Origin of the sequence: uncultured Campylobacter sp., from assembly GCF_938045345.1 — a bacterium.
Taxonomy (GTDB): domain Bacteria; phylum Campylobacterota; class Campylobacteria; order Campylobacterales; family Campylobacteraceae; genus Campylobacter_B.
In genome coordinates this window covers 1-25,193 of record NZ_CALIMS010000026.1, presented here as the reverse complement: position 1 = coordinate 25,193, position 25,193 = coordinate 1, and the positions used below count along the sequence as shown (strand labels likewise).

At 47.3% G+C, this 25,193-nt stretch carries 21 protein-coding genes and 1 pseudogene; 16 read left to right on the top strand and 6 right to left on the bottom strand.

Translation table 11 applies throughout. The features are described 5' to 3' along the window. Positions 1–697 precede the first annotated feature (697 nt). Positions 698–856 (top strand): hypothetical protein, encoded by a 159-nt coding sequence (locus tag Q0144_RS05685; protein ID WP_298062491.1) that lies wholly within the window; start codon positions 698–700, stop codon positions 854–856. After that, positions 853–1,128, top strand: a complete 276-nt coding sequence (locus Q0144_RS05680; protein ID WP_298062489.1) for a hypothetical protein — start codon at positions 853–855, stop codon at positions 1,126–1,128. The genes Q0144_RS05685 and Q0144_RS05680 overlap by 4 nt, the downstream gene beginning before the upstream one ends. Here the strand turns inward: Q0144_RS05680 and Q0144_RS05675 are convergent. The 6 genes from Q0144_RS05675 to Q0144_RS05650 are packed head-to-tail and all read right to left on the bottom strand — an operon-like array spanning position 1,112 to position 5,843. Further along, the gene (locus Q0144_RS05675; RefSeq protein ID WP_298062487.1) at positions 1,112–1,909 is read right to left on the bottom strand and encodes a TPM domain-containing protein; all 798 of its coding nucleotides are present in this window, start codon (positions 1,907–1,909) and stop codon (positions 1,112–1,114) included. The two genes, Q0144_RS05680 and Q0144_RS05675, sit on opposite strands and share 17 nt — an antisense overlap. Next, entirely contained in the window at positions 1,906–2,499 is a 594-nt protein-coding gene (locus tag Q0144_RS05670; RefSeq protein ID WP_298062485.1) for a hypothetical protein, read from the bottom strand. Before Q0144_RS05670 ends, Q0144_RS05675 begins: the two co-directional genes overlap by 4 nt. A gap of 15 nt (positions 2,500–2,514) precedes the next feature. Next, complete coding sequence (locus Q0144_RS05665; RefSeq protein WP_297945944.1) at positions 2,515–3,228, bottom strand: LemA family protein; 714 nt, start codon at positions 3,226–3,228, stop codon at positions 2,515–2,517. After that, the gene (locus Q0144_RS05660) at positions 3,225–4,238 is read right to left on the bottom strand and encodes an alanine racemase (RefSeq protein ID WP_298062484.1); all 1,014 of its coding nucleotides are present in this window, start codon (positions 4,236–4,238) and stop codon (positions 3,225–3,227) included. Before Q0144_RS05660 ends, Q0144_RS05665 begins: the two co-directional genes overlap by 4 nt. Next, positions 4,231–4,476 (bottom strand): CmeU family protein, encoded by a 246-nt coding sequence (cmeU, locus tag Q0144_RS05655; RefSeq protein WP_291939517.1) that lies wholly within the window; start codon positions 4,474–4,476, stop codon positions 4,231–4,233. The genes Q0144_RS05660 and cmeU overlap by 8 nt, the downstream gene beginning before the upstream one ends. Further along, complete coding sequence (locus Q0144_RS05650) at positions 4,473–5,843, bottom strand: phosphomannomutase/phosphoglucomutase (RefSeq protein WP_298062483.1); 1,371 nt, start codon at positions 5,841–5,843, stop codon at positions 4,473–4,475. The genes cmeU and Q0144_RS05650 overlap by 4 nt, the downstream gene beginning before the upstream one ends. Before the next feature lie 98 nt (positions 5,844–5,941). On the opposite strand from Q0144_RS05650, the gene Q0144_RS05645 reads away from it, so the two are divergent. The 14 genes and pseudogenes from Q0144_RS05645 (at position 5,942) to Q0144_RS05580 (ending at position 24,223) form a co-directional block, all read left to right on the top strand. Next, complete coding sequence (locus Q0144_RS05645) at positions 5,942–6,433, top strand: CreA family protein (protein ID WP_298062481.1); 492 nt, start codon at positions 5,942–5,944, stop codon at positions 6,431–6,433. A 309-nt stretch (positions 6,434–6,742) separates the two neighbouring features. Further along, entirely contained in the window at positions 6,743–10,138 is a 3,396-nt protein-coding gene (gene ccsA, locus Q0144_RS05640) for a cytochrome c biogenesis protein CcsA (RefSeq protein WP_298062480.1), read from the top strand. Between the two features lie 747 nt (positions 10,139–10,885). Beyond that, on the top strand, positions 10,886–11,392 hold the full coding sequence (petA, locus tag Q0144_RS05635; RefSeq protein WP_295152976.1) for a ubiquinol-cytochrome c reductase iron-sulfur subunit: 507 nt from the start codon (positions 10,886–10,888) through the stop codon (positions 11,390–11,392). 9 nt (positions 11,393–11,401) lie between these two features. Then, positions 11,402–12,661 carry a cytochrome bc complex cytochrome b subunit gene (locus tag Q0144_RS05630; protein WP_298042046.1) on the top strand — a complete coding sequence of 420 codons (1,260 nt, stop codon included), beginning with the start codon at positions 11,402–11,404 and terminating at the stop codon, positions 12,659–12,661. 2 nt (positions 12,662–12,663) lie between these two features. Beyond that, positions 12,664–13,767 carry a c-type cytochrome gene (locus Q0144_RS05625; RefSeq protein WP_298062479.1) on the top strand — a complete coding sequence of 368 codons (1,104 nt, stop codon included), beginning with the start codon at positions 12,664–12,666 and terminating at the stop codon, positions 13,765–13,767. 219 nt (positions 13,768–13,986) lie between these two features. Beyond that, entirely contained in the window at positions 13,987–15,918 is a 1,932-nt protein-coding gene (locus Q0144_RS05620; protein ID WP_298062478.1) for an FTR1 family protein, read from the top strand. Between the two features lie 14 nt (positions 15,919–15,932). Then, positions 15,933–16,454 (top strand): iron transporter, encoded by a 522-nt coding sequence (locus Q0144_RS05615; protein ID WP_298062475.1) that lies wholly within the window; start codon positions 15,933–15,935, stop codon positions 16,452–16,454. Positions 16,455–16,859: 405 nt separating this feature from the next. Continuing rightward, a complete protein-coding gene (locus tag Q0144_RS05610; RefSeq protein ID WP_298062474.1) occupies positions 16,860–18,278 on the top strand; it encodes a Fe-S-containing protein in 1,419 nt (472 codons plus the stop codon). Then, positions 18,278–19,522 carry an ABC transporter permease gene (locus Q0144_RS05605; protein ID WP_297901292.1) on the top strand — a complete coding sequence of 415 codons (1,245 nt, stop codon included), beginning with the start codon at positions 18,278–18,280 and terminating at the stop codon, positions 19,520–19,522. The genes Q0144_RS05610 and Q0144_RS05605 overlap by 1 nt, the downstream gene beginning before the upstream one ends. Beyond that, positions 19,509–20,642 (top strand): FtsX-like permease family protein, encoded by a 1,134-nt coding sequence (locus tag Q0144_RS05600; RefSeq protein WP_298062472.1) that lies wholly within the window; start codon positions 19,509–19,511, stop codon positions 20,640–20,642. The genes Q0144_RS05605 and Q0144_RS05600 overlap by 14 nt, the downstream gene beginning before the upstream one ends. A gap of 1 nt (position 20,643) precedes the next feature. Continuing rightward, positions 20,644–21,282 (top strand): annotated as a pseudogene (locus Q0144_RS05595) (ABC transporter ATP-binding protein); the annotation flags it as partial. 246 nt (positions 21,283–21,528) lie between these two features. After that, on the top strand, positions 21,529–21,924 hold the full coding sequence (locus Q0144_RS05590; protein WP_298062470.1) for a hypothetical protein: 396 nt from the start codon (positions 21,529–21,531) through the stop codon (positions 21,922–21,924). Then, entirely contained in the window at positions 21,921–22,415 is a 495-nt protein-coding gene (locus Q0144_RS05585) for a TlpA disulfide reductase family protein (protein ID WP_298062468.1), read from the top strand. The genes Q0144_RS05590 and Q0144_RS05585 overlap by 4 nt, the downstream gene beginning before the upstream one ends. A gap of 230 nt (positions 22,416–22,645) precedes the next feature. Continuing rightward, positions 22,646–24,223: a subtype B tannase gene (locus tag Q0144_RS05580; protein ID WP_298062466.1), complete on the top strand. Its 1,578-nt coding sequence runs from the start codon at positions 22,646–22,648 to the stop codon at positions 24,221–24,223. The last annotated feature ends 970 nt before the right edge of the window (positions 24,224–25,193 follow it).

The window sequence follows — 25,193 nt, the reverse complement described above, 5'->3', positions numbered from 1 at the left end:
CTACTATAAAATCGCCAAGAAATAGCGGCGGAATTGCGAGGTAGAATTTCGTTTCGTAATTTAATGGCAAAATTTTATCAAGATTTCGCAGGTGGAATTTTCGTCCAAATTTTTAATAGGTGAAATTTTACGTAAATAACCCGTGATTACGTGATGAAATAATAGGGCGCGTAATTCGGATTTAAAATTCTCCAAAGAATAAATTTAATCGGCGAAAATTCTAACGGCAAAAATTCCGATACTAAAAATTCGGACGCGCAGAATTCCGATGTATAAAATTTAACTCGCATGATGAAAAATAAAGCTACGTTAAAATTTAAAAATTTCACCGCCCGCCCGCGCTTTTTTTGGATCCGCACAAAGCTCGCGCAATCAGGTGAGACTCTTTGCTGCGCACGTCCCACCGAAGCTGCTTGCCTCAAAAGATCAAGCGCCGATGCAAAACCGAGCGGAGTGGGTAAAAATTTAAAAAGCCTAAATTTTAAAAACCGAAACGCTACGAGTACAAATTGCGAGGCAAGTCGTTACATAGACTTTAGCGCGGATTACGACACGGATCGCAACATACGTCTTAAGCATATTGTTGCAGCACATGCCAAAGCATAAACTTTAACGCAGATCGAGACTTAAATTTAAATATATGCCACGATATAAATTCTAGCGCGGATTATGCATAAATCTCGTTAAAGGTCACGGCATGAACCCAAGCATGGATTATTACGACATACGCCTCGGAGTGGATCGAGACATAAATTCTGACAGGTATCGCGCCGTAAATTTTAAAATTTCAAACGCAAATTTAAAAGCGAATTTGGCAGTTTTAAAAGCAGATTTAAGGACGGATTTTAGATTATGAAATTTTTAAATTTAAAAGTTGCTGCCGCCGTGTTCGCGCTGCTACTCTCAGGCTGCGACGGATGGAAGCACCATCTAAGCAGCGACGGCACCTCGCTCGCCTCCAAGTTTGACCTCTCCGAGCGCACGCTAAAGATTGAGGCAACGACAAGCCGCTCGTGCTGTTTTTCTACGCAAGTAGCCGAATTTAGAAATTCTAAAATTTTAAAATTTATACAAAATTCTACGATTTGGAATTTTGATAAAATTTCTGTGGCTACCAGCTTCCGCTAGCACCGCCTCCGCCGAAGCTTCCGCCGCCCCCACTGAAACCACCTCCACTAAAACCGCCACTTCCTTTAAATCCGCCAAAATCCCCAGATGGGCTGCCTCTCATGCGCGGTGAGCGCGCGATTTCGTTTATGATGTCTGCACTTGAGATTATATCCTCATCGCTTCTACTGTGGCGCGTCACGCGGCGGCTTAGTATCGCAAAAAGCAAGACCGCAAAAAGCACCATGAAGATCGCAAAGTCCTTGTTGCTCGGATCCTGCTGCGCGTTGGCGTTAAACGGGTCAAATTTTATATCGCCGCCTTCGATCGTGCTAATGATCGCTGAAATCCCGCTAATGACGCCACTTTCGTAATCTCCCTGCCTAAAATAGGGCAGAATTTTATTGCTGATGATGCGTTTGGCGCGCATATCGGTTAGCACGCCCTCTAGCCCGTATCCGACCTCGATACGCACTTTATGCTCGTGCGGAGCAACAAGCAGCAGTACGCCATTGTCGCGCCCTTTTTGCCCGATACCAAGAGCGCGCGCCTGCTCTAAGCCGATTTCCTCGATAGAGTAGCCGCCGAGCGATTTTAGGCTTATGAACATGATCTGGTTTGTGGAATTTTTATCGAAAGTCATTAAAATTTCATTCAGACTCTCTCTCGCGGCTGGGCGTAAAATACCAGCCTCATCGATTACAGCGGTGCCGTTTGGATGGGCTAGATACTCGCTAGGTGCGGCGACGCTTATTACAAATAGCGCCATTAGGGAAAAAGCAAATCTACAAGCCACTCTCATCGCAGCTCCACCAAGGTCTCTTCTATCTCGTTATTTTCGCTATCTTTAGGCACTCGCATGGCTAGCTCGCACAGCGTGTCCATCGCCTTTAAAACAGCAGGCTCAAGGCCTTGCGTGCTAGGGTTAAATTCCGTCGTGATACGTTCAAACTCGCCCTTAGAGATAAACTCCGCCGCTCGCGCGCCGCAGATGATATGAGTGCAGCGCTCGCGGACGCAGACACAAAACATTATCGCTTCTTTTACGCTGCCGTAGCGCTCGTAAAATTTTAGCATCGCAAACTCGCCCGAGAGCCGAACTCTGCGGGATTTAGACGTGATTAGAGTTAAAAGCGCGGGGCATTTAGCTAGCAGAGCTTTAATCGCTATGAAGCTGAGCGCTACGATCTGCAGTAGCTCAGCTTTGCTTATTTGCGGCACGAAGCACAGAACGATGCCGATCGCAAACGCCGTCACTGCCGCCGCGCTATAGCCAGCTTCGCAGTCCTCGCTTGCTTCGCGCGCGACCACGCAGACGATCTGCGCACCGCTTGCGGCTTCGGCTTTCGTGATTAGCTCGTGGATTTTTTGCTTGCACTGCTCGCTTAGCATTTGCCGCCTTTAGCGTTATTTAAACGAGACGCTAGGGGCTTTTTGGCTTGAGCTATCAGCGCTAAAGCTAGGTTTGGCGCCGCCTAGTCCTACGATGCGCGCGATAATGTTTGTAGGAAAGGTTCTAATTAGCTTGTTGTATTCCTGCACCGAGGCGATGTAATCCTTGCGCGCTACGGCGATACGGTTTTCCGTGCCTTCGAGCTGATTTTGCAGGTCGGCGAAATTCTGATTTGCCTTAAGATCCGGATAACGCTCGACTACCAGCATCAAGCGTGATAGGGCTGAGCTAAGCTCACCTTGGGCGCCGTTAAATTTCGCAAACGCCTCTGGATCTTGCGCTAAACTTTCTGCATTGATATTGACAGCGGTTGCCTTAGCGCGGGCATTTATGACGCCTTCTAAGGTATCTTTTTCATGGCTTGCGTAGCCCTTGACGGTTTCTACGAAATTTGGAATCAAATCGGCGCGACGCTGATATTGGTTTTGTACCTGGCTCCACGCGGCCTTAACTTCTTCATCTTTGCTTACGAGCTTGTTGTAAACGGGTACTGCAAATATCGCAAACGCAATCGCTGCAATCACTAAGACGATTAGAGCTTTGATTAAGATATGAAGCCCTCCTTTTTGGCGCGGATACTCTCCTCCGCCAAAGCTCTCGCCTCGCGCGGATAAGCCTTTATCGTCGTAACCTATACGCTCGTTATTTTCTCCTTGCAGCTCTTTCATTGAAATCTCCTTGGGATGTTGGAATTTAATTTGACTAAAATTTCATATTCGATCGTGCCAAAGTGTTTTGCCCAGGCTCGTGCGTCGTCCAGCACGCAGATGCGCTCGCCGCCGAATTCTGCGCAGAAACTATCCATCGACATTTTTCCGAGCATTTTTTGCCCGCTTGCAAGCGCCAGCTCGTCCTCGCCGTCGTAGCGAAATAGCCCGTCGGCATAGCCCAGATCATAGGTGCCGATCTTCATATCGCGCGGCGCTTCAAATTTCGCGCCGTAGCCGACGCGCTGACCCTTTTTTAGCACGCGCGAGCTGATCAGATCGGCATAGAGCTTTAGCACGGGGTGTAAATTTAGGCTCTCGTCAAATTGCGGATATCCAAATTGCGCCATACCCACGCGCACGTATTCGTCCTCAAAGCCCGCACTTCGCTCGATAGCTGCGGAGTTGCTCGAATGAAATTTTAAATTTCTAAAGCCCGCGGCGGCGGCTTTTTGTCCCGCGATACGCTTAAATTCTATGAAATTTTGCCTTTGTGCGAAAAAATCGCCGCTTAGCTCGTCGCTTGCGCGAAAGTGTGTGAAAAAGCCACGAAGCTTAAATCCGCCCGCCTTGCATAGCCTAAGCGCCTCATCTAACTCGCTCGCAGCGATGCCGTTTCTGTGCATCGCGGTATCTGCAGCGATATAAATTTTAAGCCCTCGTTTAAGACGCGCGAAGTAGCTCAGATCATTTACCGCGTAGCAAAACCGCTCGTCCTCATCCCCGCGCGGAATGTGCGAAAGCACTAAAATTTCATCAAATAAATCCGCAATCTGCGCAGCTTCCGCAGTACTTCGCGTTACGGCGCGTACGAAGCCTAGCTTTGCCGCTTCTTCGCAGCAAAGTCTGCAGCCATGGCCGTATGAATTATCCTTGGCTACCAAAAATACTCGCTCCGCTCCACCTACTTTGGCGGCGATTTGCGCTAGATTGTGCGCATAAGCGTCGCGATCTAAGATGATCTCAGACATCGAAGTCTAGCCCATAAGTGCGGTATAAGTATGGCAGCAGCTTGCGCGCAGCGTAGTCGTATCCGTAGAATTTCGCATAAACTTCTTTCAAGCTAGCCTCGCCTGCGCGCTCGAAATCAAATACATCGGTATCCGCGATTTTTGGCACGCGCTCATCTAAGAATTTAAAAAATTCCGCTCTCGCAGCTAAAAGCTCTTTTATATTTTTCTCAACCTCTTGCTTTTCAGATTCGTTCATCTCTGGTCCTTTAAATTTTCTAGTTTACCTAAAAATACGCGCTGCATCTCGTCGCGAAACTCGGGGCTGCGAGCCTCGAAGCGGGTTACGATCACGGGCGTGGTGTTGCTTGCCCGTACGAGCGCCCAGCCGTCATCAAACCGCACTCTGATGCCGTCGATCTCGATAATATCGCGGATGGGCGGTAGCTCCGCGATACCTGCGTGGATTTGAGCTTTAAGAGCCTCGATGATCTTAAATTTTGCCTCCTCGCTCGTATTAAATTTAATCTCATCGGTGCTAAAAACCCGCGGCAGCTTGTCTAGCTCGGCGTCTAAATCATATCCTTTAGCTACGAGCTCAAGCACGCGCATCATCGCATATACGCCGTCATCAAAGCCGAAATATCGCTCCTTAAAATAAATATGCCCGCTAACCTCCGCGGCAAGATCGATACCGAGCTCCTTCATCGCCTTCTTGATATTGCTGTGGCCGGTCTTGCCCATGAAGCTTTTGCCGATCTTATCGATGGTATCGTACATCGCCTGCGAGCATTTGACTTCGCCTAGGATGCGCGGATGGTGCATATTTAAGGCAAGCAGGCAGGCTAGCTCGTCGCCTTTGATATTGCGGCGCGGCGTAAGCACGGCGATCCTATCGGCATCTCCGTCAAAACCAAAACCCAAGCTCACGCCGTCTTGCTTCATCGCAGCTTTAAGATCAGCTAAATTTTTCTCCTCGCTGGGGTCTGGGTGGTGGTTTGGGAAATTACCGTCTGGCTGTGGAAATAAAACTTTAGCGTTTAGCTCTAGCCTTTCGACGATTTTAGTAGTCGTAACGCCTGCAGCTCCGTTTGCGCAGTCAATGATAAAAGGCGCGGCAAAGCCCTTAAGAGCCGCAAATTCTTTCTCAAAATATGCTAGATACTCGCTTAAGATGTCGTACTTCTGAGTGCTTATATCGGTTGGAATTTTAAAATTTGAACTCATCAGCTCCCGCACCTGCGCACCTAGGCGTTTCAAATCCGAGCCAAAGAAGCTATCCGTGCCGATCGTGATCTTAAAGCCGTTGTAATTTTTGGGATTGTGCGAGCCGGTAATCATTACGTTTGCGTCAAATTTATGCGTAAATACGCTAAAATAGCCCACCGGCGTCGGTAGCAAGCCGATATTATAAACCCGCAGAGCTGCAAAATTTAGCCCGCTTACGAAATAGCCGAAAAGCTCATCCGCGCTAAGACGGGCGTCGTATCCCACGCTAACGCGCTCAAGCCCTAGATTTGCGATATGTTTGCCAAGCGCGAAGCCGATCGCTTTTACGCTGCGCTCGTTTAGCTCCTCACCCACGATGCCGCGAATATCGTATTCTCTAAAGATATCTTCGATCATAAAATTCCTTTAAATTTAAATCGCGGTATTTTATAAAAACTTGCTTAATATTTATATTATAAATGATAAAATCGCCGCTAAAATTCCAAAGGATGGTTATGAAAAAATTTATTCTAGTAGCGATTTTAGCGGCTTTTGCTTGCGCGGGCGATTACGAGCTCGTAGGTAGCGTAAATACTTCGTTTAGAATTTTTGGCAAAGACGATCGCATCGAAGTTATCGCGGTTAAAGATCCTAAGATCGACGGCGTGACCTGCTACGTCTCTTACGCCAAAAAAGGCGGTGCCAAAGAGATCATCGGCGTGGAGGAGGACCGCTCCGAAGCCTCTGTGTCGTGCGTGCAGACAGCGCCTAAAATCATCATTAAAGAGGAGCTGAAAAAAGAGGATATTTTTGAAAAACGCAGTTCGTTGATCTTCAAAAAGACCCACGTAGTTAGGCTTTATGACGCAGTGCAGGGCTCGATAATCTATTTGGTTTATTCAGACAAAGTGATCGATGGCTCGCCTAATAACTCGATCTCGGCGATCCCATGCCGCCAAGCTGTGGGCGACGTGTGCGAGCTCGCATATACCCAAGGCAAAAAATAATAAGAAGGAATTTCGTAAAGATAAAATCTTATCGCAGCGGAATTTTAAATTAGAAATTACGCGATGAGATGACGCATGAAATTTACATAGAATTTTACCAAATTCTGCAGCATTTTACAAAATTTATCCGCGCCGTTAAATTCCTGCGCGAATGCCTAAGGCGAGAATTCTACTGCTTTATCAAAGCATCTTAACGCATATTCGCACTACGCTAGTAGGCGTGCGCTTGCAGGTCGTAAAATGAAAAATTAAGCAATTTTTGCTAAAATCTCGCGATTTTGAAAACCCTCGTAAATCTAAAGGAAATCAATGAAGACATTTTTTAGTATGGAGTGCGCGTCAGTGATGCTACTGATTTTGGCGCTAGCCTGTGCGATCGCCACTTTCATAGAGACCGCTTACGGCACGGAAGTAGCTTGGGCGATGGTTTATTCTACTGCATGGTTTGGCGCGCTGATGGTGCTTTTGGGAATAAATTTAACCTACAATATCTATCGCTACCGCATGATTAAGCTTCGCACTCTGCCTGCGCTAATCTTTCACGCGAGCTTTTTGTTTATGCTTGTTGGAGCGATTTTGACGAGATATTTCGGCTTTGAGGGCAATATCCATATAAGAGAGGGCGGCGAGAGCTCGATCGTAACGACCAAAGACGAGGTCGTTCAACTTCTTACTTTAGGCAGTGACGGCGAGTTTATATCTGCTGACGAGAGCAAATTTTTAAACGGCGCAGGACGGATGAACTTCGATCTCAATCTAGACGTAGAGGGCAGGATCGCAAATTTAAAATTTAAAGAGCTAATAGAACACGGCGAGCTAAAATGGGTGCAAGATCCGACCGGACAGGCTCCTGCGCGCGTGGAACTATTATTTTCAAACAATGTTGGCAGCCAAGATGTCTCTTTGCAATCGGGTGAAAGCATGGATATAGGCGAGCTTAGTATTACTTTTAATGCAGAGCCTAAAAGTAAGAATTTCATCTATATAAAATCCAAAGACGGCAAATTCTATCTAAACTCAAGCCTTGATATAAACGCGACTAAAATGGCTGATATGAGCACTGCACCGCTTAAGAGAAACGAGGATAATCCGCTAGGCAATCTCTTGCTTTACAGCTTTGACGAAATAAATTTCGCCCCCGTTAGTCTGCTTAGCTCCGCGGTCGAGAAATTCGTCCCGGTCGATGCGAATTTACCGGGTGAGCCCGGCGTAGTAGCTACGCTAAGCTTTGCGGGGCAGAGTCGCGAAATCTACGTGCCTAGGGATTCGCATGGCGCTAGCTACAAGGTGGGAGATAAGAATTTCATCGTAGCCTTGGCACCAAAGATGCTTCATCTGCCTTTTAAAATCGCGCTTCGCGACTTTGTGATGGATCGCTATCCAGGCACCAATTCGCCCTCTGGATATAAAAGTGAAATCACGCTAAAAGACGGCAATACGAGCTTTGATTATGATATTTTTATGAATCACGTGCTCGATTACGGCGGATACCGATTTTTCCAAAGCTCATACGATACGGATGAGCGTGGTACCGTGCTTTCGGTCAATAAAGACCCCGGCAAAGCTCCAACTTACATCGGCTATTTTTTGCTTTGTGTGGGGATGTTTTTTAACTTTTTCAACCGAGGCTCGCGCTTTTTCAAGCTCTCGCGCTTAATCAGCGAAAATACGCATCTTGCTAGAGAAAAAGATGTAAATTCTAAAAATTCCGCATCCAATCCAACGCCTGCGAGCCCAGTAGAAAGCTCTGCATCAAAACGCATCAAAAAAACGCGACGCGGTACTAAAGGCGCGGCATTGGCATTAGTAGGCGCATTGGCTTTGAGCTTGAGCGCATTGTATCCTAGCTCAGCAAATGCCGAACAAAACTCCACTACTCAAAATTCTATTTTGCAAAATTCAGCGCCGCAAAGCTCGGCTAGCGTGCAAGATCCCGCTTCGCAAAATTCCGCGCAAAATTCCGCCGTTGAAAATTCCAAGCAGAGCTCCGCTTCGCAAGAATCTGCAGCGGAGCAAGGCTCCGTCCCACCGCATAATTTTTCTACTATGGGAGGCGAGCTAGCCGTGCCGAAATTTGATCCTAAATTTAGTGAGGATTTAGCAAGCCTCGTAATTCAGGGATTTGATGGGCGAATGGAGCCTTTTGATACAGTTTCTAGGGAGCTTTTAAATAAAATTTACCGTGCCGACGACTATAAGGCACCAAATGGTGAAATTTTAAACCATAACGCCGCTGCGCTTTCGTTTATGCTAAATCAAAGCTACTGGAGGCGTGCGCCAATCATCAAGGTTAGCGAGCCGGAGCTTAAAAAAATTCTAGGTATGGATGAGAAGCAAAGCCACGCCAGTATGATGGATTTTTTTGAATTTAAAGGAGGCGAGAGCTACTACAAGCTCGATAAAATGGTCGAGGAGATCAACCGCAAGCCTTTGGGTAATCGCGGCGTGCTCGATAAAGAGATCATCAAGGTAAATGAGCGCGTAAACGTCTTTTACTCGGCGTTTATGGGGGATTATTTTAGAATTATTCCGGTTAAGAACGCTAAAAATAACGAGTGGCTTTCGCCGCTATATCTAGGCGATGCGCTGGATCAAAACGAATCTGCTGAAGTTAAAAAGATGATGGGAATATTTGTTTCGTCCGTGGTCTATGCCCAAGAAAGCGGGGATTGGAGCGGCGCAGAAAAGATGCTAAGCTATGTCAAAAAATACCAGGCACAAAACGGCGCAAATTTAATGCCTAGCGAGAGCGCGATAAAATATGAAATTTTATTTAATAAGGCTAAAATTTTTTCTCGCCTCTTTCCGATCTACACTATATCGGGATTTTTGCTTCTGATCTTTATCTTTTTGCGAATGATGAAGCCCGCTCTTCGCTTAGGCGGCGCGTTTAAGCTCGTTTATGTCGTAAATATTGTCGCTTTTATCGCGCATACCGCGGGCCTTGCGCTACGCGGCTACGTCTCAGGGCACGCACCGTGGAGCAACTCGTATGAATCGCTCATCTACATCGCGTGGGCGCTGTCGCTAAGCGGAATATTTTTCTCGCGCAAATCCGCTATTTCGCTGGCGCTAACATCAATAATGGCGGGCATAACGCTGATGGTGGCGCATCTTAGCGACATCGATCCGCAGATCACCAATCTCCAGCCGGTTCTAAAATCTCACTGGCTTACGATTCACGTCTCGGTAATCACCGCGAGCTACGGATTTTTAGGCCTTTGCATGCTGCTTGGAATTTTCACCCTCGTGATGTTTTTATTCGACAGGAAAAACCCCGAGATCGCGCGCAATATCGCAGAGGCCACGCATATCAACGAAATGTCGATGATCCTAGGGCTTTGTTTGCTGACGGTCGGCAACTTCCTAGGCGGCGTCTGGGCGAACGAAAGCTGGGGGCGCTACTGGGGCTGGGATCCGAAGGAGACCTGGGCGCTCATTACGATTTTTATCTACGCGGTGGTCGTGCATTTTAGGTTTATGCGCAAGCTCAACAATCAGTTCGCCTTTGCCGTAGCCTCGATGTTTGCGTATTTTAGCGTCATAATGACCTATTTTGGTGTAAATTTCTATCTAAGCGGCATGCACTCATACGCTAGCGGCGAGCGCATTCCGGTGCCGGGCTGGGCATACGCGATGGTCGTTTCGATGATAGCTCTTGCGATCGCGGCGTATTTCCGCTCGGGCAAATCGGCTAGACTTTAGATAGGTGGGGCCCAAATTTCAGAATAATAATTTTGAAATTTCGCCCGGATTTCGCAGTTTGCCGAGGCTTTAGGGATTTATGGAATTTATCTTTAAATTTTGGCTAGGCTTTGAAATCCCGCAGAATTTTATAGAATTTTACGGCTCGCGATTGCGCTAAATTTTAAAATTTTGCATCGCGACAGAATTTTTTGATACTTGAAATTTTAAGATGTCGTAAAATTCTAATGATTTAGAATTTGCACCGCTATGGGATTTTAATGTTTTAAATTTTACTTCTAGCGGAATTTTTTCATACGACGGAAGTGCGACGAATTCTAGAATTTTAAAATTTCAGCTAGCGTGCTAGTGTAAAATCCGGTCCGCCGCTGCCATGACTGAGGGGTGAAATTTTAAAATTTGATTTTATAAATTCTATTTCGTCTGTAGCTTTAAATTTAAAATCTCGCACTTTATGAAATTTTATTTATGGCGTCGAATTTTAAAATTTCGCATGCCTTTGTTGCAGCAATTCTTGCGTGACAAAATTTTAAAATTTTAAATTTCGCGCCATGTTATAGAATATAATAAAATTGGAAAAATTTATAAAATTTTAAACTGCGAAAACGCCTCGCCAGGCATTAAAATTATCTTAAAATATAATTTAGCTTGCAAGATTAAGCTAAATTTCTGCTTATAATCATATTGATTTAATCTTTATTTGGCTAAAATTGACGCTTGTCAATTTCTTAATTTGAAAGGATAAAGATGTCTGATCTAAAACAGGATAGACGAGGCTTTATCGGGCTTACTTTCGGCGCGGTTGCCGCTGTGGGTGGCGTTTTCGCACTCGTGGGGATGAAGAAATCGTGGGATCCGCTTCCTAGCGTGCGCGCCGCCGGCGTCACTACAGTAGATTTAAGTCCGATCAAAGAGGGCGAGCTTTATCAAACGCAGTGGCGCAAAAAGCCGATTTTCGTGCTTAAAAAGACTGCCGATATGCCTAAAAACGATGCCCGCGATGTCGTCGTAGGGGATGCTAGATATACGCTTTGCATCGGCCTTTGCACGCATTTAGGCTGTATTCCTAGCTACAAGCCATCGACGCAACAATTCATCTGTGCATGTCACGGCGGGATTTTCGATGCTAACGGCATAAACGTGTTCGGTCCGCCGCCGCGTCCTATGGATATACCGCCATTTAAAATCGACGGAACGAAACTCGTTTTAGGCGAAGAGGGCCCCGAATACCAAGCCCTAAAGCAGAAAGCATAGGAGGCGCAGATGGCACATATAAGAAAAGCTACGGGAGTTTGGGATTGGTTCGACCAAAGGCTCGCCGTAACGAAATTTTTCAAGGTTATGGTAAGCGAGTATTGGATTCCTAAAAATATCAGCTTCCTTTGGGCGATGGGCGTTATTTTGATGACGCTATTTATAGTTTTGTTTGTTAGTGGACTAATGCTTGTGATGTATTACAAACCGGATGTAAATCTCGCGTTCGATAGCGTAAATTTCACGATTATGAAAGAGGTCGAATACGGCTGGCTATGGCGTCATATCCACGCGGTATCGGCATCGGTTGTATTTTTGATCTTATACATTCATACTTTAGTAGCTATTTATTACCGCTCGTATAAGCAAGGACGAGAGATGATTTGGGTAAGCGGAATGCTGCTTTTCATCATCTTTTCGGCGGAGGCTTTCAGTGGCTATATGCTTCCATGGGGGCAGATGAGCTACTGGGCGGCGATGGTTATTACGAATTTATTCGGTGGAATTCCCGTAGTTGGCGATGCAATAGTCGAATGGATTCGCGGCGATTATGCTGTTAGTGATCCAACGCTGACGCGATTTTTTATGCTTCACGTCTGCTTACTGCCTCTCGTGGTGGTTGCGGTGCTGGCAGTGCATTTTTATTCGCTTAGATTTCCGCATGTAAATAACCTAGACGGCGAGGAGATTGACTTTGAGCTCGAGGGTGAGAAGTATCTGCAGGGCAAAACTAGCGAAAGCAAGGTAATTCCGTTTTGGCCGGGCTTTTTGGCGAAGGATTTTTTCTACGTCAGTATCTTTATGATATTTTTCTTTTATCTGGTGGGCTTTCATTTCGATTTCGCTATGGATCCGATAAATTTCGAGCCGGCAAACAGCCTCAAAACCCCGACGCATATCTATCCGGAATGGTACTTCCTTTGGGAGTATGAAATTCTGCGCGGATTTTACTTTGATGTAGGGCCGCTTAAGGCTGCCGACATCGGGCTTATCGCCTTTGCATTCGCCGGAGTTTCGCTGTTTTTCATACCGCTATTTGATCGCAGCAGCGTAGTAGCACCCGCGCACAAAAACAAGGCGTTTTTCATTTGGTTTTGGATTTTAGTAATCGACATGATCCTGCTTAGCCTTTTCGGCAAGCTCCCTGCAGACGGCGCGGAGCTCGGTATCGAAAATAAATACTGGGGCTTTGCCTTATCGATCATCTATATCGGATTGCTCGTCGTAGTGCTTCCATTAATTACAATCGCAGAAAGAAAGAGGGTCTAGCCATGAAAGAGATAAGAACCCTAATCTTAGTGCTTTTTTGTGTGGGAATTTTATACTGGTTTATCGAGCCTTATGCTCATACTAAGCTTAGCCCGCACACAGATCCGGTAAATTACGATTTTGCAGCAGGCGATACGGCTTTAGCTGCGCATAACGTAGCCGCAGCAGAAAGTGCTTTGGCCGCAGCAGAAAAGGGCGGGGATGAGACGATGATAAAAAATTCTAAAAAAGCCCTTGCCAGCGCGAAAGAGCAACAAGACAAAACGGTGCTTTTTTGGGACGAGATAAATAAAATCGATCTTAGCAAAGGCGATGCCGTGCGCGGCGCTGAAACCTTTACAAATGCAGGCTGCACCGCATGTCATGGAGTAAAAAGTGCAAACATCCCCGCTCCTATGGACGCGGCAAGCGCTAGTGCCGCATACGGCGTCAATCCGCCGGATCTTAGCAGCGCAGGCTATCTATACACCGATAAATTCTTAGCTGCACTCATCAAAGATCCGATCATGGCTCTTAAGCTAGATCAGAAATTTGGCGACGAAAAACCTTTTCCGATGCCTGGATTTTTCGGTGCGGGCGGTGATCTAAATCAAGAGATCGCCGATATCGTAGCCTATCTAAAGTCGCTCGCTCCTAGCGAGGATAAACTAATCGCCTCTGAGGCTGCTGCTAGCGGTATCAAGCAAGGCACCGAACTAAACGAAGCGCAGAAAAAATTCCTTTTAAGTAAGGCGGTTTTTGAGGATGCTTGTCTAAGATGCCACGACGTCAAATACGATAAGCTCTTTGCATCCAGCGACAAGGCTAGCTTGGCTGCGTATATGGGCTCGACGCCTCCTGATCTTTCGATGATGATCCGTTCCAAGGGCGCCAACTATCTACACGAGTTTATCAACGATACGCAAAAGAAGCTTCCAGGCACTTCGATGCCGCGCGTAGGCTTGAACGAAAACGCTGAAGCCAAGGTCGTGGAGTATCTGGCTGACGTAGGCGACAGCAAAAAATCGCAGCGTGAAGCTACAACCATAAATATTATGATCTATTTCTTGATCCTTTCTGTTTTTGCAGGTCTTTGGAAAAGCAAAATTTGGTCGAAACTTCACTAAAATTTTAGCAGTCGGAGCAAAATCCGACTGCCGTTTAAAATTCCGCCATATCCTAAATTCTATTAAATTCCATCTATCAAAAAGCTCTTGCAATTGAGAATTTAGCCGCTTTCGTGCTTTATGATAACCGCTTTTTTTATTACTTTTTAAGATTTTTCTACATATAATTGCCGCTCGATTTTGAAATTTAATGTATGAATTTAACTCAAGAAGGTTCAGATGAAATTTTTTAAATTTGCGGTTTTAGCTCTAATTTTTCCGCTTGCTATGCTTTTTGCGGATACGGATTATCGCGCCGAAGCAGCGACGATAAAAGAGAAATTTGCTCAAGCGATCAAGCTTTATGTCGATGGTAATAATTCTGAGGCTAGAAAGATAACTCAAGAGGCGTATTTTGGGCATTTTGAAAATCTAGAAGCCGGCATTCGCATAAATTTGGGACAGAAAAAATCCTACGATATGGAGAAGCAGTTCGGCGATATCCGCAAGGCGATCAAAGCAGAAAAGCCGGTAAGCGAGATCCAAGCGATGATAGATAATCTAAACCGCGAGATCGACGAGGTCTTGCCAGTGATAGAATCAGGTCACCGCCTAGTGGCAGAATATCAAGATGGAGGCGACGGTAGCACTTCTGCGCCAGCCTCAGGTGGGAATTCCGCAGCATCCGGTACAACTTCGCCTTGGATGAGCGTCTATACGGAATTTAAAACTGAGCTGGATAACGCTAAAGCTGCGTTTGATAAAAAAGACGCTACTGCGTTAAAGGCTGCGCTAAATCGCGCTAAATTTGATATCTACCGCAACGAACGCCTAGAAGAGGCAGTGCGAAAATATGTCTCATCTCAGACCGATCAATCAATCCAGCAAATTATCGGAAATCTCTTGCGCGAGGATGCGGATACAGACAAATCAAAATTTGACGAAGCGATAAACGCTCTAGATAATCTAGCATTAAAAGCCGTAAATGATTTGCCGCAAGAAAGCTACTCCATAGCGCCACAGACTGCGTTAGCTCAAAGTGATACTAGCGAGGATGAGGGCAAGGATTTTACGCCGATTGTGCAAAATATCAAAGACAAAATGGCTAAGGTTTTGCAGCTTTACGAGAGCGGCAAGGTTGATGACGCGATCGACGAGAGCGGCAATATCTACTTCGACGAATACGAAGAGAGCGGCATGGAAAATATCGTCGGTGCTAAAAATACTCAGCTTAAGCTAGACACCGAAGCAAGCTTTAATAAAATTTCGGCTCTTATGCGCGCGGGTGCTTCCAAAGAGCAGATTGTAGCGGCGCAAAATAAGCTATTTGATCAGCTTACCCAAAGCCTAGAGCTAACGAAGAAATCAAGCAACTGGGATCTATTTTTATACGCGTTTATCATCATCTTGCGCGAAGGATTTGAAGCGCTCATCATCGTAGCCGCAGTCATCGCTCTACTTATAAAATCCGGCAATTCAAAGCACCTAAATATCGTTTACAGCGCTCTTGGCGTTGCGGTTGTGCTAAGTATCGCTACGGCTTACGGGCTAAATTATATCTTCGGTAGCGAAAATGCAGGACAAACGCGCGAAGTGATGGAGGGCGCGGTGATGTTAATCGCCGTAGTTCTGCTATTTTATGTGGGCTTTTGGCTTCTTTCAAATGCAAGCTCCAAAAAGTGGAGCGCCTATATCCAAGGTCAAATTTCAAGCAGCCTAAGCTCTGGCGATAGCAAGATGCTTTGGTGGACGGTATTTTTGGCGGTTTATCGTGAGGGCGCAGAGACGGTGCTATTTTATCTGGCGCTACTTTTCGATGCTAAAAGTCCAGCAGCTACTAGCATGGTAGCAGCAGGCTTTGTAGCGGGTCTAGCGGCTCTTATCATAGTTTATATCGTCATCAAAAAATTCTCGCTTAAAATCGCTATCAAGCCATTTTTCATCGCTACGTCAGTCATTATCTTTTATATGTCCGTCGTATTTGTGGGTAAGGGCGTGATGGAGCTAGTCGAGGGCAAGGTATTCGTGCCTACGGTGATAGACGGGCTTCCTACGATTACGTGGATCGGATTTTATCCTTACGTGCAGAGCCTCGTGCCGCAAGCGGTGATGATCGTGCTTCTAATCGTAGGAATTTTGATCTTAAAAAATAAGCAAAAAAACAAATCTTAATAAGGAGAGAAAAGATGAAAAAGATTTTTTCAGGTATGTTGGCACTAAGCCTAGCCTCTGTTATAGCAATGGCGGGAGAGCATCCGATCGGCGAGCCTATCGAGCAAAATGGAATGGAGATCGCGGCCGTTTATCTTCAGCCTATCGATATGGAACCTAAAGGCATCGATCTAGCTCCTAGCAAAGCGGACATCCACCTAGAGGCGGACATCCACGCTATCAAAGGCAACGCAAACGGATTTGGTGAGGGCGAGTGGATCCCTTACCTAAAGATCGCTTACGTGCTTAAAAACCTAGACACAGGTAAGATTCAAAAGGGAAATTTCATGCCGATGGTAGCTAGCGACGGCCCTCACTATGGCGCCAATATCAAAATGGTAAACGGCGTGGGCAATTACGAGCTAACCTATAATATCGAAAATCCAAGCGTCAACGGATTCGGCCGCCACGCGGACAAAGCGACAGGCGTAGGCAAATGGTGGGAGCCGTTCTCGGTTAAATACACCTTCCAATACACTGGCGCTCCTAAAGAGTAAATTATAGCAAGCTCCGCCGAGTCGGTTTCGGCGGAGCTTAAGGGTGTTGGATTCTAACCGCGCTCTTTAAATTTAAGGCGGTCAAATTTAGCCCATTTAAATTTAGCCGCTACGCCGCAGCCAAAGCGCATCGTTTTTGCTTTAATGCGTTTAAGCTTACGAATCTTTTTAGCTGCGGCAAAATTTTAAAATTTCAAGAGAATTAGAATTTTAAAATTTAGCGCGCTGCAAGGGCGAGATAAAACCAAAACAAGAGCGAGGCGAATTTCTCTTTGCGGGCGGCTCTTGCCGTTGCGAATTTTTTGCGGGCTGATTTGAAATTTTAAAATTTACAAAATGGCGTAGGTTTTAAAATTTAAGCAATTATAGGCGATTTACGCGCATTAGGCTCGATGAGGATTTTTAATGACGATATTTTTTTATCACGTTAGCTTGGCTCTTTTTCCGCTTGCATTTTTAAGCGCGTATCTGGGCAGCAGGCGCTTTATCAGCGCATCGTTTTTGCCCGCGCTTTTAGGAGTTGTATTTGGGGCGCTGTGCTTTAGCGCATTTGCGCGCTCGGCAAACGCCGATACAGGCAAGATTATATTTGACGCGCTCGCACTTTTAACGCTGCTCGCGCTACTGTTTGCGTTTAGGCTTAAGCGATTCTATCTTACCGCTGCAGTTATTTTTGCTCTTGGCTGCGCGTATGGATTTGAATACCGCTTCATAGGGATGAATTTTAAAATTTTCTCCGGCGAGCTGCTGGATAGCTTCAGCCTAACCAACCTCTTTATGGCTGTTTTAGGTGCACTGGCGCTCATTTTATTCTATTTTATTTATCGCTCAGCTCTAGCGCGCGCGAGCAGAGGCGCAAAGCTGGCGTCGTTCGCTCTTGCGTGGGCGTTTGCCTTTATTGCTAAAATCGGCTTTTTAGGTCTTGATCTGCGCCAGGCAGACGCGCCCAAAGCACTAGCTGCGAAGGGTTTTGAAGGGCTTTCAAACGCGATCGGCTCGTCCGAGTTTCTAAGCGTCATCGCTAAAATCATCCACTACAACAACTCCTATCTGACGCTAGCTCTTTGTCTTATAGCCGCGCTAATTGCGCTGCTTACGGCATTTCGTGCGCCAAGTCGAGTGCCTCGCGAAGCGGACATTATAAAATTTAGAGAGGTTAAAGCGGGCAGATTCGCCATTTTTAGAGATTTTAGCCTGATCTTATCGCTTGGGGTTTTAATCAGCTTTTTGGGGCTTTATTATATCTTGGTCGCTTCAAAACCGCCTACGATCGATGAGCCTAAGATCATCGAGCCGCAAGGCGCGGAATTCATAATCGATGCAAACATCGTAAAGGACGGCAAGCTGCACCGCTTTGCCTACGTAACCGACGACGGGCATAAGGTTAGGTTTTTTCTACTAAACCGCTTCACGGACAAATTTGCCCCGGTCGCAGTTTTTGACGCGTGTTCGATCTGCGGCGATATGGGCTACATCAAAAAAGGCGACGAGCTCATCTGCATCGCTTGCAACGTGCGGATATTTTTGCCGAGCGTCGGCAAGCTTGGCGGCTGCAATCCGATCCCGCTGGATTATAAGCTAGAGGGGCAAAATATCGTCATCGCGCTTAAGACGATTGAAGACGGCGCGTCCTATTTCTCGGAGATTGTGGATAAAAAGGTGATCGATCCGGTCAGTAGAAAAGAAATTTTAAACACCTCTAAATTTAGCTATCTTTACTACGGACGCACCTACTTTTTTGAAAGCGAAGCGAATGCAAACGCCTTTACCGCACACCCCGAGCGCTATGTAGATGAAAACGGCACGCTAAAGGAGCTTAAATAATGTTTTTACGTATCATCAAATCCTCCATTTTAAACTCCAGGGATAGCAAAATTCTAGCGTTTTTGACCATATTTTTATCGGTCTCGCTGATCGCTTGCATGCTAAATATCACGCTAAAAATCGGCGATCAGGTCGCTAAGGAGCTACGCAGCTACGGCTCAAATATCGTAGTACTACCGCGCTCGCAAAGCCTAAGCATCGAGATCGGCGGGCGCGAATACTCGCCGCTTAAGAATGACGATTTCTTAAAAGAGAGCGAGCTGCATAAGATCAAAGAAATTTTTTGGCGCAACAATATCACCGCCTTTGCGCCCTTTTTAACTACCCGCGCGGGAGATTACGACGTCGTGGGGACCTACTTTGAAAAGGACGTGGGCGTTAGCGATGAGCCTGATTTCAGATCTGGCGTGCGCTCGCTCTATCCGTTTTGGAGTGTAGAGGGGCAGTGGGTAAAAGACGGCGCCGAGAATGAGGTGCTTGCAGGAGACGCGCTTGGGCTAAAGATCGGCGATACGGTTAAGCTTGGAGATTATGAGGTTAAAGTCGTTGGGATTTTGCACGGCGCGGAGGATGAAGCCAAAAAGCTGATCGCAAATTTATCTCTGGTACAAAAGCTAACGCACAAAGAGGGCCTAATCGCCAAGGCAGAAGTTAGCGCCATGACTATCCCCGAAGACGATCTGTCCGTAAAGGCAAGAAGGAGCCTCGATAATCTAGACGCCACAGAATACGACACCTGGTATTGCTCAGCCTACGTAAGCTCCATTGCGTATCAGATCACCGAGGAGTATCCAAACGCAACTGCTAAGGCGGTGCTTAGCGTCAGCGAAGCTCAAAGTGGCATCACGAAAAAAATTCAAAATTTAATGGGCGTCGTAAGCATCTTGTCACTGCTAATTTCAAGCATCTGCATCACAAGCCTGCTAAGCAGCGAGATTTACAAGCGCAAAAAGGAGATTGGCTTGCTTAAGGCGCTGGGAGCGAGCAACTTTATGATCTATATCCAGTTCGCCGCCGAAATTTTTGTCATCTGCGTAGCAAGCTCACTCGTGGGCGCAGTCGTGGGCTACGCGCTTAGCTGGGCGATCGCGTATCAAATTTTTGGCTCCTTTATCGGCGTCTCGCTTATGGTTTTTCCGCTTAGTATCGTCTTTGGACTTCTCATCTGTATCATCGGCTCGATTTTGCCGCTACGCGGAGTGATCAAACTACTGCCTGCGGAGGTGCTTTATGGCAGGAAATAACGGAGCGTTTTTTAGAGGCGCGATCTTTAAAAGTATCATCAACAGTGGCATCCGCAGCTTCGTGATTTTCGTCGCGATCATGCTAGGCAGCGCGGTTTGCGCGGCGTTCGTAAATATTTATGCCGACATCGATAAAAAGGTTGCCAGCGAGTTAAACAGCTACGGCGCAAATTTAATCGTAAGCCCTGCGAATTTAGAAAATTCCCATATGGACGAAGCGGCGCTTGATGCAAAATTTGCCAAAATTCCTGCGCTAAAAAGCGCGAATAAATATCTTTTCGGCAGCGCAAATTTGGGCGTCAATTCAGGCATCATCATGGGGGTAAATTTCTCCTCTCTGCGCGATACTATGCCGTTTTTGGATCTTAAAGAGGGCTCGTTTATAGGCGTAGATTTCGACGATAAAAACGCACTCATCGGGCAGGATCTCGCCAAACTTTTGGGCGCGAAGCTCGGCGATAGTATCGAGATCACGCCGATCGGCTCAAACGAAACGAGCAAGGTAAAGATAAAAGGCATCGTTTATGACGGGCAGAAAGAGGACGGCATGCTGCTAATCTCGCTGCCGCTGGCGCAAAAAATTTTAAATCAGCCTGCGCAGGTAAACTACGCCGAAGCGATCGTAAGCGGCGATTTTAAGCAGCTAAGCGAAATTTCAAAGAGCCTAAGCGATGCGCAGATGAGCTTCGCGCCGATCGGCAAGGTATCCAAGACCCAAGGCATCATCTTAAATAAAATCAAGCTTTTGATGCTTCTTATCGGCATTACGATCCTTCTGATCACCTCGGTCTGCATCAACACGAGCCTTAGCTCGATCCTGCTTTCGCGCATCAAAGAGTTCGCGCTCATCCGCGCAATCGGCGCGAGCAAGCAAAATTTGCTCCACCTAATCCTGAGCGAAATTTTAACCGTCTGCGTCGCAGGCTCGCTAGTGGGGGTATTCGTGGGATACCTGCTCGCGATCTTGCTGGGGCATCTGATATTTTCAAGTAGCGTGGATTTTAGGCTAATCAGCCTCTTTGCGGCGGTCGCGCTGAGCCTGATTTTTGCGCTCGCGGCAAGCTACTATCCGATCAAAAAGGCGCTGAATCCGAATTTAGCGAATCTATTAAGGGAATGACATGGAAATTTTAAAATTTGAAGGCATCTGCAAATACTTCGGCGAGGTCAAGGCACTCGATAATATCAGCTTCGACGTTTTAAGCGGCGAGTGGGTCAGCATAATGGGCCCAAGCGGCAGCGGCAAGAGCACGCTCGTAAATATCCTAAGCCTGATGGATACCCCCACCGCAGGCAGATACATCCTAGGCGGAGCCGACGCGAGCGCGCTAAACGACGAGCAAATTTTAGAATTTCGCCGCAAAAAGATCGGTCTCGTGTTTCAGCAGTTTCACCTAATCCCCTATCTAACGGCCGTCGAAAACGTTATGTTAAATCAATACTACCACAGCTGCGTGGACGAGGACAGCGCCAAGGCAGCACTTGAGAAAGTAGGGCTCGGACACCGCATCACGCACCGCCCTAGCGAGCTTAGCGGCGGCGAGCAGCAGCGTGTCTGCATCGCGCGCGCACTCATCAATGATCCCGACATCATCATCGCCGACGAACCTACGGGCAACCTCGACGAGGCCAACGAGCGCGTGGTTTTGCAGCTCTTTCAGACGCTTCGCAGCGAGGGCAAGACGCTGCTTTTGGTCACGCACAACGAAGAGCTCGGTAAATTCGCCGACAAAGTGGTACGCCTAAGACACGGCAAGCTCGATCGAATAGAGCTTTTGGATCAAAGCACGATGAAGCACAATCTCGGCTCGCAAGATAAAATTTCAGATCGCAATCCAAACAAAAGCGCTTCGCAAAACTCTAGCGCCGAAGCTGCGAGTGAACAAAATCCCGCCTCGCAAAATTTAGGTGGCGAAGATCGGAGCGCTGAAAATTTAAGCGGCGAAAATCAAGGTGGTAAAAATTCGGGCGCGCAAAATGACGGTGCGTAAAATTTAGCTCGCATGATGAAAAATAAAGCTACGTTAAAATTTAAAAATTTCACCGCCTGCGCCGCGCGCTCTTTTTGGATCCGCCTAAGGCTCGCGCTAGCAGGCGCGGCTCTTTGCTGCGCACGTCCCGCCGAAGCCGTTTGCCTCGAAAGATCAAGCTCCGATGCGACGCCAAGCGGAGTGGGTAAAAATTTAAAAAGCCGAAATTTTAAAAGTCTAAATTTTAAAAACCGAAACGCTACGGGCGCAGATTTCGATGCGGGTCTCGACATACGCCTCAGCGCGTATCGAGACATAAATTTCAACGCATACCGCGATATAAATTCCGACAAGGATCGCGCCGTAAATTTTAAAATTTCAAACGCAAATTTAAAAGCTGATTTAGCGCGCCCGAAGGCGGGTTTTAGATGATAAAATTTTTAAATTTAAAAGTTGCTGCCACCGTGCTTGCTCTGCTGCTCGCAGGTTGCGACGGATGGAAGCACCATCTAAGCAGCGACGGTACCTCGCTTGCCTCCAAATTCGACCCCTCCGAGCGCACGCTAAAGATCGAGGGCAACGACAAGCCGCTCGTGCTGTTTTTCTACACCAGCAGCTGCGGCGCGTGCAAAGCCCAAGTACCGGTGCTAAACGAGCTACAAGCTAGCGGCGATGCGCTGATCATCGGCGTTTTGGGCGACGGCAAGGGGCTAGAAGCAGATGCCGCGGTCGCTCGCGAAAAGGGGATAAAATTCCCAAGCGTCAGTGGCGCGAGCTCGGTGAAATACTTTGAAACCATCGTAGGCGGCATTTTCGGCACCCCTACGTCGGTGATTTACGATAAAAACGGCAAAGCGGTTAAAAAGCTCATCGGCCTCTACCCCAAATCCGCCTTCGAAACGCAGCTCAAGCTTATGAATTAACGAGCGAAATTTAATGCAGCCGGATTTACGGCGGCGGACCGCAAATGCCCACTAAAATAACACTTCGAGTTTAAAATTCCTTTCAACTTGCAGATGCCTTTGCGTTTAAATTTCAAAATTTAGGCGCGCAGCGGATTTAAGTATTCACCGAGTTTTGCTAAAATTAGCTTTGTCACTAAGCTGCTTGAATGGCTAAAAAGCGGCAATATCAAAATAGAAAGGAGGCGGCAATGAGTAAAAAATCCATTGCTTTAGGCGCTGCGATACTTTGTGGCACGCTAAGCCTAAACGCCGAGGCTGCGGCGACGCAGAGCGCGCAAATAGATCTGAAATTTAACGCCGCAAATTTTACGCAAGAAAGCGTAATCGTAGGTGGCAAAAAGATAAAATTTCGCGCCTATAAAAACATAATCTATGTCGCTAGACCCGTAAGCGCGCACTATCAGAGTATGAATATCTTCATCCCGCAGCAGTATTTTGAGGGGCGCAAGAGCGGCAAATTTGACGCCGCGAGCGCGCCGATATTTTTACCAAACGGCGTGGGCGGCTACATGCCGGGCGAAGCGGGCGAGGTCAAAATAGACGCAAGCGGCAAACCAAACGCGATTGCTACGGCGCTTTCGCGCGGTTATGTCGTAGCCGCTCCCGCAGCGCGCGGACGCACGCTAAAGAGCGCAACCGGCGATTATATCGGCAAGGCGCCCGCAGCGATCGTCGATCTAAAGGCGGCCGTGCGGTATTTGAAATTTAACGACGCGGTGATGCCGGGGGACGCGAACAAGATCATCTCAAACGGCACGAGCGCGGGCGGAGCGCTCTCGGCACTTTTGGGCACGAGCGGAGACGAGGCTGCGTACGAACCGTATCTGCAAGAGCTGGGCGCTGCGAAGGCGAGCGATAAAATTTACGCGGCGTCCGTATACTGCCCGATCACAAATCTAAAGCACGCGGACGCGGCGTATGAGTGGATGTTCGGCGCGCAGAGCGAATATGAAAAGATGGATTTTAGCGGCCTTGATGCGACGGGGTTTAACGAGCGCGGCGAAAATTCTAGCGGCGGAGATCTAAAAGCAAATTCCAAAAAAGACGCAAATCAAAGCGCCGCAAAGCCCGCTCGTAAGATGCTAAGCGGCAAACTAAGCGCAGCGCAGATTAAAATTTCAGACGAGCTAAAGGCGCAATTCCCCGCCTATCTGAACTCGCTAAGCTTAAAGGACGGAGGCGGCCGCGCGCTAAGCTTGGATAAAAACGGCGATGGCAGCTTCAAAGATTACATAAACGGGCTCATATCGGCTTCGTTTGCTAATTTTGCGGCGAAAAATCCGCGCGCGAAAGCGCCCCTATACCTCGCTGCAAAGATCAAGGACGACGCATCGCAATCGCATATGCTCTTTTGGGGCTACGCGACCTCCGAGCCGCGCGCCAAGACCCCGCCCGCATTCGACGGCTTCGCGCTTGAAAATCCCGAAAACGAGCTGTTCGGCGGCGCCAAATTTAACGCGGCGCATTTTACGGATTTTGGCGCGATGAATGACCCCGCCAAAGGGGTGCTGATCGCGGATGCGCAGCTCGTAGAGATGATGGATGCGATGAGCTTCGTGCGCAACGAAAACGGCGCGAAATTTTACCGCATCCGACACGGCGCGAGCGATCGCGATACGGCGCTTGCGATCCCCGCGATTTTGGCGCTTAGCTTGCAAAATGCGGGCAAGAACGTCGATTTTGCGGTGCCTTGGGGGCAAGGACACGGCGGCGATTACGATCTTGAGGAGCTTTTTAACTGGATCGATAAAGTAGTCGCGCAGTAGGTTTGACGGGCAAAATTTTACTTTGGATTTAGAATTTTGCCCGCAGCTCTGCCTAAAATTTTATCGCTCAAACACTCTCTAGCGGATACGCTGCGCGGCGTAAAATTCCGCTGCAAAATTCTATTGCGTCAAAATTTTAGCATCGCCGCAAGGCGCGCAACGGCTTGAAATTTTGCAGCCACCATTCAAAAAATTTCATAGAATTTTATCGCGGCAAAACGACGCGAATTAAATTTTATCGGCCGCGACGATTTATGTTGAAGCCTTTAGCGCGATCCGCATCAAAATTTCGGCGCAATCAAATTCTGCGGGCTAAATTTTAAATTTAAAGACCGAAGTATGAGATAAAATTTTGCGGCGTTTATACTATCCGATCGCAGCTCTTTGAACACGCAGGTATCGTGCATGAGCGCGCATTCGGCACACGGGCCGATTAAAATCCGCCAAAATGAACGCAAAAAACCCAAATAAGCACGGCAAGCAGGCTAAATTTAAGGCGCGCTTCGCGATCTGCCGCGGAGCCAAGCCCGCTTTTGCTATCCATTAGGCCTACTTCAATAATCTACCGGTACCCAAAAGCGCCGCTTGGAGTCTGTATCTTTACGCCGTGTGCATAAATTTGATAATTTAGCGACGCTTTTGAGCGCAGCTTAGCCTATTAAAGACCAACGCACCGCGGCAGCATCGTTTCCTAAACCGGGCGTGCTAGCATCTTTGCAGCGACGCAATTCGGCGCTAAATTTAACGCTAGCTAGCATTGCGCCACCTTTAGCTCGCGCGGCAGGCACTCTATCTATGGCAACGCAACTCGGCGCCAAATTTAAACGCGCTCTCCTTGCGCCGCTTCTATAGATTACGGGCGGCGGGCACCGCCTGTGACGACGCCAAAATGCAAGCCGCTTTTTGCCGCGCTGCGCCGCAAAAGAGCTTTTAAAATTTAATGCCCTAGCCTTTTGCAATCTCGTAAAAA